The 11833-nt window shown below is 69.0% G+C and carries 11 protein-coding genes and 2 pseudogenes; 12 read left to right on the top strand and 1 reads right to left on the bottom strand.

The window, feature by feature from the left end; all coding sequences use genetic code 11:
* The 12 genes and pseudogenes from ABT116_RS33225 to ABT116_RS33170 form a co-directional block, all read left to right on the top strand.
* On the top strand, positions 1-227 hold a 227-nt coding region (locus ABT116_RS33225; protein ID WP_351641369.1), incomplete at its 5' end, for a hypothetical protein.
* 68 nt (positions 228-295) lie between these two features.
* Positions 296-1396, top strand: a pseudogene (locus ABT116_RS33220) (MFS transporter); the annotation flags it as partial.
* Between the two features lie 61 nt (positions 1397-1457).
* Entirely contained in the window at positions 1458-1970 is a 513-nt protein-coding gene (locus ABT116_RS33215; RefSeq protein ID WP_351641371.1) for an Imm52 family immunity protein, read from the top strand.
* Positions 1952-2227, top strand: a pseudogene (locus ABT116_RS33210) (acetoacetate--CoA ligase); the annotation flags it as partial. The gene ABT116_RS33215 and the pseudogene ABT116_RS33210, both read left to right, overlap by 19 nt.
* Positions 2224-2577 (top strand): DoxX family protein, encoded by a 354-nt coding sequence (locus tag ABT116_RS33205; protein ID WP_351641367.1) that lies wholly within the window; start codon positions 2224-2226, stop codon positions 2575-2577. The pseudogene ABT116_RS33210 and the gene ABT116_RS33205, both read left to right, overlap by 4 nt.
* A gap of 109 nt (positions 2578-2686) precedes the next feature.
* The gene (locus tag ABT116_RS33200; RefSeq protein ID WP_351641366.1) at positions 2687-4843 is read left to right on the top strand and encodes a SpoIIE family protein phosphatase; all 2157 of its coding nucleotides are present in this window, start codon (positions 2687-2689) and stop codon (positions 4841-4843) included.
* A 261-nt stretch (positions 4844-5104) separates the two neighbouring features.
* Entirely contained in the window at positions 5105-6289 is a 1185-nt protein-coding gene (locus tag ABT116_RS33195; protein WP_351641364.1) for a cytochrome P450, read from the top strand.
* A gap of 42 nt (positions 6290-6331) precedes the next feature.
* Positions 6332-6529, top strand: coding sequence for a ferredoxin (locus ABT116_RS33190; protein WP_351641363.1), 198 nt, complete (start codon positions 6332-6334; stop codon positions 6527-6529).
* The gene (locus tag ABT116_RS33185; RefSeq protein ID WP_351641361.1) at positions 6526-7683 is read left to right on the top strand and encodes an NAD(P)/FAD-dependent oxidoreductase; all 1158 of its coding nucleotides are present in this window, start codon (positions 6526-6528) and stop codon (positions 7681-7683) included. The genes ABT116_RS33190 and ABT116_RS33185 overlap by 4 nt, the downstream gene beginning before the upstream one ends.
* A gap of 322 nt (positions 7684-8005) precedes the next feature.
* On the top strand, positions 8006-8248 hold the full coding sequence (locus ABT116_RS33180) for a DUF485 domain-containing protein (RefSeq protein ID WP_351641360.1): 243 nt from the start codon (positions 8006-8008) through the stop codon (positions 8246-8248).
* Positions 8245-8406: a hypothetical protein gene (locus ABT116_RS33175; RefSeq protein WP_351641358.1), complete on the top strand. Its 162-nt coding sequence runs from the start codon at positions 8245-8247 to the stop codon at positions 8404-8406. Before ABT116_RS33180 ends, ABT116_RS33175 begins: the two co-directional genes overlap by 4 nt.
* Positions 8403-9857, top strand: coding sequence for a sodium:solute symporter family transporter (locus ABT116_RS33170; RefSeq protein ID WP_351641356.1), 1455 nt, complete (start codon positions 8403-8405; stop codon positions 9855-9857). The genes ABT116_RS33175 and ABT116_RS33170 overlap by 4 nt, the downstream gene beginning before the upstream one ends.
* A gap of 548 nt (positions 9858-10405) precedes the next feature.
* Here the strand turns inward: ABT116_RS33170 and ABT116_RS33165 are convergent.
* Positions 10406-11275 carry an IS5 family transposase gene (locus tag ABT116_RS33165; protein ID WP_351641355.1) on the bottom strand — a complete coding sequence of 290 codons (870 nt, stop codon included), beginning with the start codon at positions 11273-11275 and terminating at the stop codon, positions 10406-10408.
* Between the last annotated feature and the right edge of the window lie 558 nt (positions 11276-11833).

Raw genomic sequence — 11833 nt, 5'->3', positions numbered from 1 at the left:
ACTGGCGCGTCTGGGCAAAGACGACGCTGCTCGAGCAGATGGGCGGTCCGTGGATTCCGGTCCTGTTGCTCCTCGCGAGCGCGGCCGCGACGTGGCTGCTGCTGACCGTCCTGGCCGTACTCGTGGCCGAGCAACCACGCTTCCGACGCGCCTTGCAACGGGAGATGGTGGTCTACCGCGAAGAAACCAACCACCTGCAGGCGACCATTCAGCACAATTCCGGCTAATGTAGCCGTGCGTGGCTGATCCGGGCACGTCGCGAGTACACGCAGTGTCGAGGAAGGCGTGACCCATCATGTCCGTAAAGCCTGGCGCGGCCGCCACAACGGCCGCCGTGAGTACCGCCTCCTGGCTACCACTCGTCGTGGTGGTCCTGACCCAGATCCAGGCGTCGTTCGCCGTCAACGCCCTGACCGTCTCGATGGCCGGTATCACCACCGACCTCGACACGCCCGCAACAAGTGTCGGCACCGCGATCACCGCGGGCACCTTCGCCATGGCTGCCTTCATTCTGCTGGGAGCCAAGATCGGCGCCCGGTACGGAACGCGTCCGGTCTTCCAGATTGCGGTCGCGATTCACGGCCTCGCGATGGCCGCGGTTGCTCTGAGTCAGAGCCCGGCAATGCTGTTCGTGGCGCAAGCTGCGTCCGGCGCAGTGATCGCCCTCATCGCTCCCGCATTGACGGTCTTCATCGCCACGAACTTCAGTGGCGATCAGCAGGCAAAGGCCATCGGTTACCTGGCAGCAGCAATCCCGGCGGCCGGTGTGCTGGCGCTGCTCATCGCCGGTTCCTTCGCGACGACGATCGGGTGGCGATACTCGTTCGCCCTCGTCGTGGCTCTCGCGGTGGTCAACCTGATCCTGAGCTTCCGGGTCAAACCTGTTCCCCCGCAGAAGGACATCACCATCGACTGGGCCGGCGCCGCCATTGCTGCCGTTGCCGTCATCCTGCTCAGCTTCGGATTCAGCGGCCTGAACTCGTGGGGCGTCATCCTTGCCACCGACTCTGCGCCGTTCTCGGTCATCGGTGTTTCACCCGCGGCAATCCTGATCGTCCTCGGCACCATCTGCGCGCAGGGCTTCTTCCAGTGGACGCGAAGCCGCAAGGCGCAGAACAAGCCTCAGCTCTTCAACCTCGACGTTCTCAAGACCGGCGCCGAGCGCGCCACCACGATCTGCATGGCGACGATGATGTTCGTGGGAACCGCGGCCAACTTCCTCATTCCGCTGTACATGCAGATCATCCAGGGCCGCAGCAGCTTGCAGACGTCGTTCTCGATCATCCCGTACACACTCTCGATCTTCATCGCGAGCACCGTCGTCGCGCGCCTGTACAAGACGTACTCCCCGCGCCTGATCGCACGAGCCGGGTTCGTCGTTGTTGCCGCTGGACTCATCCTGTTGGGCCGGATATTGGGGCACGCGGGTGCAGTCGAGTCAGGAAGTGGCGCAGACGATGCGCGCTTTCCTCGACGACCTGGAAACGATCGACCCGGAGTTGGCGTTGTCGTTGGTCTCGACTGCCGAGTTCGACAAGGTGCCAGCAGATCTCAGTGTGGACGGGTTGGTGCGTATCTTCGAGCATTCCCGCTCGAAGGAGATGGGGTATTCGGACACCCCGGGACCGGGCTACGACATCGACTTGTCGCCCGAGGACGGGACCGCGCGCCGGGTCGGTGCCTGGGTCGGCGGGCTGGAAACCAGTGCTCCCAACAGTGTCCTGGTGTCGTTGCCGACGGAGACGCAGCTCACCGACAGTACCCGGCGGTTGCTCGACCCGGATATCGGAGACGCGATCATGAGAGTGATCGTCAAGCATTGGGAACCGGAGCGAGCCCGGTGGAGCATCGGAGACTACCGGCACCTTCTGAAGCGGTCGAAAGGTGAGGTCGAGGTGGGATGGGAAACATACTTCCATTCAGGAGTTACGTTCGATCGCAGCGCGCTGGGGTGCTCGCCGCCGGGGTGACCCTGGACGACCCGCTCCGCGAGAAGATCAAGGAAGCCATCCGGACCGGGGCCTCACCCCGCCACGTCCCCGACGAGATCCTCGAAGTGCCGGGCATCCCGCACACCCGCACCGGCAAGAAACTCGAAGTCCCCGTCAAACGCCTCCTCCAGGGCGCCCCGGTCGAACAGGTCGTCAACCTGGCCACCGTGGATGTCCCCGGACTCATCGACTACTACGTCCGCCTGGGCGCTGAACGCAGGGAACGATCGGCATGACAACCGTACACACCACGATCGCCGTCGCGCTGTCCCTGGTCTTCCTCCCTCTGGGGCTGGCGAAGATCACCGCGGTGCCGTTCATGCGGCAGGCAGCTGCGCACCTCGGCATGTCGCCGGGTCTCTACCGCGTCATCGGCGCCCTGGAAGTGGCGGGAGCCGCCGGGATGCTGTTCGGCCTGGCTTCGACCCCGCTCGGGGTCGCCGCCGCTGCCGGGCTGGCTGTGCTCATGGTGGCTGCCGCGGTGGTCCACCTGCGCCACGGCGACCCGCCCGTGCGGGCCCTGCCCGCCGCCGTACTGGCCCTGACGGCGGTGGCGTACGCCGGGGCGGCGATCGCCACCGGCTGACGCACCGGGTTGCGCGCCGCACCGAGCAGGACACTGTCGATGCCCGACCGCTCACGGGCCTCCCATCCCGACAGCTCACGGGCCTCCCATACGGCGTACCGTCGACAGTGTGGAGTACACCGCCGCCAGCCTTGTGTCCCGTGTCGCCGGCGACCTCGGGCCGAAGGCGGACGAGGTGATCGCCGACGTGGTGCGGTGCCTGCGGCGTGAGGTTCCCGAACTGTGGAGCAACCCGGATCTCGTCCGCATGACGTCCGAGAACATCACCGAGCACGTCGTCGGCGTGCTGGCCGGCCTGGAATACGGCATCGAGCCGAGCGAGATAGATCCGCCGGCCGCCGAGCTGGAACGCGCGCGTCGGCTGGCCCGGCACGGCCCGCCGGTCACAGCGCTGTTGCGGGCCTTCCGGTTCGGTCAGGGCATCGTCCTGGACAGACTGCTTGCCGAAACGCCTCGGCTGACGAAGGACGCGGAGTTGATCAGCGCGGCATCGCGCCTCCTGATCGCGATGGCGAACGGATACGTCGACGACGCGTCCGAGCAAGGTGTCACGGCGTTCCAGGAGGAGCGGGACCGGCGACTGCAATGGCGGCTGTCCCTGGTGAACGAGGCCGGTCTGCGCATCGGAACCACCCTGGACATCGCTCGCACCACCCAGGAACTGGCGGACCTCGCCCTCGACCACTTCGCCGACCTGGTCACCGTCGACCTGCTCGACGCCGTGGTCAGCGGCTACGACGGTCCGGCGCCGAGCCCGCTCGTACTGCGCCGGGTCGCCCAGGCGTCTTCGGCGCAAGGCGGCCCGGAGCCGGCGGTCGGGTTGGGGGCGGTTCACACCTGCGCGGACGGATCGGTCACGGCTCGCGCCCTGACCACCGGCCGGCCGTCCCGGCACACGACGACGCCGACGGATCCGGCCGACGGCTTCGGCACCCCTCCTGCCCGCTCGACGCTGGTGGTGCCGCTGAGCGCCCGCGGCGCCACTCTTGGCGTCGCGCGGTTCTGCCGTCACCGCGACCCGGTTCCCTTCGACGACGAGGACCTGTTCCTCGCCCAGGAGATCGCGGCCAGGGCGGCCGTGGCCATCGACAACGCCCGCCGCTACACACACGCCCATGCCACGGCCCTTACTCTCCAGCGCAGTCTGCTGCCACGGCGTGCGGCGGAGCAGACCGCCGTCGATGTCGCCTGCCGCTACCTGCCCGCCGGAGCCCAGGCCGGTGTGGGTGGCGACTGGTATGACGTCATCCCGCTGTCCGGAGCCAGGGTCGCCCTGGTCGTGGGCGATGTGGTCGGCCACGGCATTCACGCCGCCGCCACGATGGGGCGCCTGCGCACCGCGGTGCGTACCCTCGCCGACGTCGACCTGCCTCCGGAGGAGCTGCTGACACACCTGGACGATGTCGTCATCCGGCTGTCCGCCGAAGCCTCGGCCGACCCGGACCCGGAAACGGCCGGGGACGTCGGCGCCACATGCCTGTACGCCGTTTACGACCCCGTCGACGGCCGCTGCTCCCTGGCCCGCGCGGGGCACGTGCTGCCCGCCGTGGTGAGCGGCGACGGAACCGTCGACCTCCTGGATCTGCCACCCGGTCCGCCGCTGGGCCTGGGCGGACTGCCGTTCGAAGCGGCGGAGGTCGACCTGCCCGAAGGCAGCCTCCTCGCCCTGTACACCGACGGCCTGGTCGAAGCCCGCGACCGCGATATCGAGGCGGGCCTCACCCTCCTGCGCCACGCCCTCGCACAGCCTTCCGCATCCCTGGAGGCCACCTGCGACACCGTGCTCCAGGCCTTGCTGCCCGCAGGCCGGCCCCATGACGACGCCGCCCTGCTGCTCGCCCGCACCCGGGCCCTCGGGGACCACCAAGTCGCCGCCTGGGACGTGGACGCCGACCCGGCGGCCGTCGCCCGGGCTCGTTCGAGCGCCGTCCGGCAGCTGTCGTCCTGGGGACTGGGTGACCTCGACTTCATCACCGAACTGGTGGTCAGCGAACTGGTCACCAACGCCATCCGCTACGGCCGGCCCCCCGTCCGCCTGCGCCTCATCCGTGACCAGTCGCTCCTGTGCGAGGTGTCCGACGCCGGCAGCACCAGCCCCCACCTGCGCCGGGCCCGCGCCTTCGACGAGGGCGGACGCGGCCTGCTCCTCGTCGCCCAGCTCGCCGAGCGTTGGGGAACCCGCCACGCCCGGCAGGGCAAGACGGTCTGGGCCGAGCTGGGCAAGGAGAAGCACGCCGCGCTCTGGGAGCCGGCCTCCGTCCTCTAGCTTGCTCCGGCGCATGAAGAGAGAACACTCGCAGTTCTGATGAGTTCATCGTTTTTTTTGCCGTAACTCTTGACGCAGCATTCCATCAAGCTTGATTATTTCGTCATTACGGCGTTGTTGCGCTGACGGCGCCCGCCCGTGCACGGGATGGAGCGGGAGCTCGCCGGGGCTGCGCTCCCGTCAGCTGTCCGCCGACCGCCCGCCCCACACGCACACCCGTCTTGCCCCCGCTCTGTCACCGCCCCTTCAGGAGGGCTGTTCATGCCCATGCTTGCGGGAATTCCCGTCTACCGCCCCGATCTGTACTCGGCGTCGGCCATCCGCGACACTCATCCGCACTACGCCGCGCTGCGTGAGCTCGGCTCCGTGGTCTGGTTGAGCAAGCACAAGGTCTACGCCCTGCCGCGCTACGCCGAGTGCAAGCAGGTGCTGCTGGACGACGACACCTTCGTCTCCTCGGACGGCGTCGGTCTGAACCCCGTTGCCAACCGTGTGGGGCAGGGCACCACGCTGTGCAGTGACGGTGAGGAGCACGCCCGCCGCCGCTCCCTCCTCGCGCATCGCCTCACGCCCAGGGCGCTGCGCACGATGAAGGACACGGTCGACGAGCAGGCGGCCGCCGTGGTCGCGGCAGCCGTAGCCCGCCGGACGGTGGATGCGGTGGAGGTCGCCACGGCGCTGCCGATGTCGGTCGTCCCCGACCTGGTCGGCTGGCCCCGGCAGGGCCGCGAGCACCTGCTGCGCTGGGCCGGCGCCACCTTCGACGCGCTGGGCCCGTTCAACCGCCAGGCGGTGCGCACCCTCCCCTCGTCCCTCGGCATGATGCGCTACGCCCGCGGTGTCGTCCGCGACCGGTCCGTGCTGGACGGCAGCATGGGCCACGACCTGCTGCGCGCCGCCGACGAGGGCCGGATCATGCCCGCCGAGTGCGTCACCATGATGATCGACTACCTGGCGCCCTCCCTGGACACCACGATCAGCGCCATCTCCAGCGCTCTGTACCTGTTCGCCACCCACCCCGAACAGTGGCGCCTGCTGAAGGCGGACCCGGACCTGGTCCCGAAAGCGGTCAACGAGATCGTCCGCTACGAATCCCCGATCCGCGCCTTCTCCCGCACTGCCGCCTGCGACACGGAACTCGCGGGCATCCCCCTCCCCAAGGGCTCCCGGGTGCTGGTCCTCTATGGCTCCGCGAACCGCGACCCGCTGGAGTGGGACGACCCGGACACCTTCGACATCCGCCGCGACGCCGCCCGCCAACTCGGCTTCGGGCAGGGCACCCACGGCTGCGCCGGCCAGGGCCTGGCCCGCATGGAGACCTCAGCGATGCTCCGCGCCCTGGTCGAACGCGTCGACCGCATCGAGGTGACCGGCCCACCCGAGTGGGCCCTGAACAACGTCATCCATCGCCTCGAGCGCCTGCCGCTCGAACTCATCCCCGCCTGAACCCCGCCGCTCGCCCGTTCGAGGACAGCTGAGGACAGCACCATGAAGATCTCCGTCGACCATCCACGCTGCGAAGGCCACGGCCTGTGCGCCGACCAGGCCCCCGACGTCTTCAGCCTGGACGACGACGCCGAACTCACCTACCACTTCGAGGACACCGACGTCCCTGACGAGCATCAGTCCGCCGCCCGCGCGGCCGTCAACGCCTGCCCGGTCGCCGCCCTGCGAGTCCTGTCGTGACCGCACCGCGCTCGGTGCTCATCGTCGGCGAGTCACTCGCCGGCACCACCGCCGCCCGCCACCTGCGCACCCTCGGCCACACCGGACCCCTCACGATCATCGGCGCCGAGGAGCACGGCGCGTACTCCCGCCCGCCCCTGTCCAAGGCGGTCCTGAAGGACCCGGCCGCGGACCAGACCCTGGGCCTGGCCCTCGACGGGATCGCCGTCGACGTCATCCGCTCGGCCGCCGTCGCGGCCGACACCCGGCGCCGCACCGTCACGACCGCCGACGGCCGCCAGGTCGGCTACGACGCGCTGATCGTCGCCACCGGCGCGGACGCCCGCCGGCTCGCCGCCCCCGGGCAGCGGGGCGAACTCGTCCTGCGCACCCTGGACGACGCCCGCCAACTCCGCGCCCGCCTGGCGGACGCCGGCTCGGCGATCGTGGTCGGCGCCGGCTTCCTCGGCATGGAGGTGGCCAGCGCCTGCGCCGCCCGCGGCATCGCGGTCACCGTCGTGGACGCCGACCGGCCGCTGGAACGCATCCTCGGCGACCACCTGTCCGCCGAGATCACCGCACGAGCCTCAGCACACGGCATCCGCTTCATACAGGCCACCGGCTTCGCCACCCTGACCGGCCACCCCGTGAACGGCGTGGCGCTCCCGGACGGTACCGAGCTCACCGCGGACCTGGTGGTCACCTGCGCAGGAGAAGCACCCTGCGTCGGCTGGCTGGCAGGGTCGGGCCTCGCCGACCGCCTCGGCGTCGGCATCGACGATGCCTGCGCCACCACCGTGCCCGGCGTGTTCGCTGCCGGCGACGTCACCTACCTCCGCGGCGACGGAACACGGCCCGACCGGCGCTCGCCCTTCTGGTCCAACGCCGTCGCCCAGGGCAGGACCGCGGCGGCCTCCGCCCTCGGTCTCCCTCCGTCGGGACCAGCACAGGACGACTACTTCTGGACCGAGGTCGCCGGTCTCACCGTCAAGATCGTCGGAGGTCTGCCGCTCCTCGGTGAACCGACCACGGTGCAAGGCAGCGTGGCCGACGGACGCGCGCTGCTGACCTGGAGTCATGCCGACGGAACGTCGACGGCCGTCGCCTACGGACTGCGCAAACCGGTCGCCGCGCTACGGGCCTTGGCCGCCACGTCTTTGCCGCCGTCACCGTGACGGCGGCACATGAGCGTTGCGACGTAAGGAAGCTACGGGGCGCAGGCATGGCCGGAGTGCTCTTCCGCGGCGCACGCGGCTGATCAACCCGGTCCCTGGGGACAAGCCCGCCCTGATCGAGTACCAGACATGCCTCGGCGCGTCGAGCGCTGCGCTCAGAGGCCCGGACAGCCCGGAAGTTCCACCTCCCTCCATCCAGAGAGCCGCGCATCATCATGTACATCCAAGACCGTCCGCCCGGTTCCAGACCACCGCAGGCAGCCACTGACCACCTTGCTCTGCAGCACCTAGGACCTCAGGGCGGCTCAGGGTCCGCCTGCTCGTGCTCAACCTGGCCGCTGCCGCCATTCCCCTCCTGCTCGACCTGATCCCGGGGATCCGCCTGGCCACCCCTGTGTCCGGCCCATTCACCCTCGGGCTGCTGGTGCTCGGCACCGCTGCGCTGACCTTGGTGGTCGCGGCCCTGTGGTATGAGCGCGCCTGTCGCGTCCACTGCGACCCGAGGGCCGAGGAACTGCGTGGCCGGGCTGCGGCGTCCGAGTCGGCCCACTGGGGGAGACCATGACGTCCGGCGCGGTCCTCGCGGCCGGCGATTCCGGCCTGTTCGCACCCCTGATGGCATTCCTGCTGGTCGTCATCGTCTCATTCCTGCTCTGCCTGGTCGCGGGTGTGGACAACGACACGGTCGCCGACTTCTTCACCGCCAACCGTCCCTGTCCGTGACGAAAAACGCTCTGGCGCTGTCCGGCGACTTCATCTTCACCACCGCCCTGCTCAGCTCCGTCGGCGCCGTTTCCCTCGCGGGCTACGACGGCATGGTGATCGCCATCAGCGCCATCGCCTCACTCGGTGTGCTTCTCCTGCTGGCCGAACCCCTGCGCAACACCGGGCGTTTCACCCTCGGTGCCGTCCTGGAAAGCCGTGTGACCGGCACGGCGACCAGGGTCGCGGGCACCGTGATCACGGTGGCCGTATGCCTGCCGGTGATGGTCGTACAGCTCACGGTGGCAGGTGATGTGACGGCATACGTCCTCGGGTTGAACAGGCCGGGTGCCGCCGAGGTCTGCACGGCTCTCATCGGAGCATTGATCGTCTCCTTCGCCGCGTTCGGCGGCATGCGGGGCAGCAGCATGATCGAGATCGTCAAGGTGATCGTCGTCTTCGGCACGGTTCTGGCGGTGAGCTGGGCCGCCCTCAGCCGTGCCCACTGGGACCTGGGCACCCTGCTGGAGACCGCTGCCGGCCACCGTGGCGGGGCGCAGTCCTTCTACGCCCCCGGCCTGCTGTACGGGGACACGCTGACAGGCAGACTGGATCTGGTCTCGCTGTGCGTCACCGTCATCCTGGGGTCTGCCGTGTTTCCGCACATCGTTTTGAGGGTGAGCGCTTCCCGGAACGGGCCGGCGGCCAGACGGGCCTCCACTGCCGCCGTCGTCATGATCACGCTGTTCTACGGCGCCATGGTTCTCACCGGGCTGAGCGCGGCGGCGACGTTGGGTGCCGAGGTCATCGCCTCGCACGACCCGCAGGGAAACACAGCGCTGTTCCTGCTCGCCGACACCCTTGCCGGAAGCGGCACCGGGCTGTTGTTCACCATGGTCGCCTCCGCCGCGTTCGTCACCGTCCTCGGCACCGTCGCCGGGCTCTCCATGGCCGCCTCCGGGGCGCTGGCGCACGACCTGTACCCCCGGGTGGGCCGTCGAGGTGGCGGTGGTGAACGGAACGAAGTGAACGTGGCACGTGCAGCGGTGATGGTGTTCGGCCTGGTCAGCGTGTACCTGGCTGTTGTGCTGCACCACTGGAGCATCGTGGCCCTGAGTTTGTTCGCCGCCGCGCTGACCGCTTCAGTGGTTCTCCCTGCACTGGTGTACAGCCTCTTCTGGAAGGGCTTCACCAGAACCGGGCTGCTGTGGACGCTCTACGGATCACTGGCGTGCTGCGTTGTCCTCGAAGCATTCGGCCCCGCTGTCTCCGGTGACCCCGTAGCCCTCTTCCCGCACCGGGACTTCCACTGGTTTCCGCTGCAGAACATCGCTCTGGTAACCGTCCCCGTCGGGTTCTTCCTCGGCTGGGCGGGCAGTCTGCTCAGCCGTCGGTCCCACGTCGATAACGACCGCTACGTCGACATGCAGACCGCACTGCTGATCGGTCACAAGCCGATCACCCCACCGTGAGGTGCTGTGGGAAGACACGGGCATCGCGCGGTTCACGTCGGAGCAGCAGCTCACGGAGCCTGGCGTCACCGAGGTGTTCGGAAGTGGGGCCGCCTGTCTGATGGCCTTGGCGAACGCCATCAGGCAGGCGCGGCACATCGAAGGATCACCGGCGCCTCCGCCTCACATACGGTCTCGATTCCGGACGGCGCGAACTCACGGCACTGGTGAGCGGCGCTCGGATCGCTCGGCTGATCGGTCAGCTGCGAGCCGCTTCCTTCCCAGGGCCTGCCGGCGAGCCGGGGCAGCAGCACGCGTTGAGGCGCCAGGCGCATCAAACGGTTGACGATCCGCTGGGCAGCCCGGCGATGACCACTCCCCGCTCGGCGTCGGGATCGTCGAATCCCGGGCAGTGGCCGCTCTCCAAGCCGACGGACTGGACGAACTCCGTGCACACCGGGCCCGGACACAGCACGGCGAGCGTGACGCCCGTGGCCGGCTGGCTCGGCGCACAGGCCCTCGCTCGGGAGCTGCGGTATGCCTTCGGCCGGTCAAGGACCAGTGGTAGGTCATAGCCATTCGTTGATCGCGGCAATGAGGACGGTGGCCTCGAAGCGGACCGCGAGTTTGTCGAAGCGGCAGGCCACCGATCGGTTGCGCTTGAGCCGGTTGATTCCGCACTCGACCGCGTGCCGGGCCTTGTAGTCCTCGCGATCGAAAGCCGGAGGCCGCCCGCCAGGCTGCCCGAGTCGCTTGCGGTTGGCGGCCTGGTCGGCACGCTCCGGGATCGTGCACAGGATTCCCCGCTTTCGCAGGTAAGCCCGGCTGGCTCGGGACGAGTACGCCTTATCGCCCCGCACTCGCAGGGGGCGGACACGGGGACGTCCGGGTCCGGTGCGGGGCACCCGGATGCCTTCCAGGACTGCCGCGAACTGGGGACTGTCACCACGCTGACCTGCGGTCACCAGCAAACTCAGCGGCCGTTGGCCCTGCTCGCAGGCGAGATGGACCTTGGTGGTGAAGCCTCCCCGGGACCGTCCCAAGCCGTGATCGCCGGGCTCGGCGCGGGATCCGCCCGGCGGTTCCTTCTGGGCCTGCCCGTCGCGGCGGGCGCCTGCGGCATGCTGATGGGCCCGGCAGATCGTGGAGTCGACGTTGACCTCCCACGTGATCAGCCCTGCCGCATCCGCCCGAGCCTGCAGTCGGGTCAGCAGTTCGAACCAGGTGCCGTTACGTTGCCAGCGGCGGAAGAGACCATAGACCGTCTGCCACGGACCGTACTCCGACGGCAGATCCCTCCACGGAGCACCGGTACGAACGCGCCACCGGATCCCATTGATCAGCCTCCTCCGCCCCACCGCCGGCCTGCCCCGTATCGCGACCGGCAGCATTGGCTCCAGCACGGCCCACTGATTGTCAGAAAGATCCCCTCGCCCCACACCGCGATCATCACGGCGCAGGACGAACGATGAAGCCCACTTCTAAAACACGGCCTAGTCCTCAACGGCAAGTGGGTCGTGGCAGATTGGGGGCTGGGCCGCCAGCCCCGAGGGGAGACTAGCGATTCGCACCGAACTCGGACCGGCACCGGCTTTGGGTCCGAGGGATTCGCCGCGCCGGAGCTGTCATCCGGAAATCCCCATAACGTGGCGGCAAGTGCCGACATCTACAGCATCGGACGGCTCATCGCAGCCATCCTGACCGGTGAGCGTCCGGCGCAGAACCTACCGCTGCTGCCCGCAAACGGGCCATGGCGAGCCGTAGTAGCGGAAGCGACTCGCCACAAGCCCACCGACCGACCGCAGGACGTGGATAAGTTCCTCCGCCTACTCAAGAACATCCCGTGACCGTTCCCACGCCGTCCCAGCGTTGCCAGGCACTGAGCCTGGTCCGCCCCAGCTAAGACCGTGTCCTACGTGGTGAGGCGGATGAGTCGCTTGTAGCAACACAGTGCGGCGGCGAGGCCGAGAAAGGCCAGGTAGTTGCGGGGGTGGCGC

This window comes from Streptomyces sp. NPDC002130, from assembly GCF_040296465.1.
Classification (GTDB): domain Bacteria; phylum Actinomycetota; class Actinomycetes; order Streptomycetales; family Streptomycetaceae; genus Streptomyces.
The sequence above is the reverse complement of the archived record's forward strand: the minus strand, read 5'-3'. Positions and strand labels throughout refer to the sequence as shown.

Bases quoted from the DNA above. Each gene is read 5' to 3' on its own strand.
- ABT116_RS33215 (WP_351641371.1), top strand. From the start codon at position 1,458: ATGCGCGCTTTCCTCGACGACCTGGAAACGATCGACCCGGAGTTGGCG.
- ABT116_RS33205 (WP_351641367.1), top strand. From the start codon at position 2,224: ATGACAACCGTACACACCACGATCGCCGTCGCGCTGTCCCTGGTCTTC.
- ABT116_RS33195 (WP_351641364.1), top strand. From the start codon at position 5,105: ATGCCCATGCTTGCGGGAATTCCCGTCTACCGCCCCGATCTGTACTCG.
- ABT116_RS33190 (WP_351641363.1), top strand. From the start codon at position 6,332: ATGAAGATCTCCGTCGACCATCCACGCTGCGAAGGCCACGGCCTGTGC.
- ABT116_RS33175 (WP_351641358.1), top strand. From the start codon at position 8,245: ATGACGTCCGGCGCGGTCCTCGCGGCCGGCGATTCCGGCCTGTTCGCA.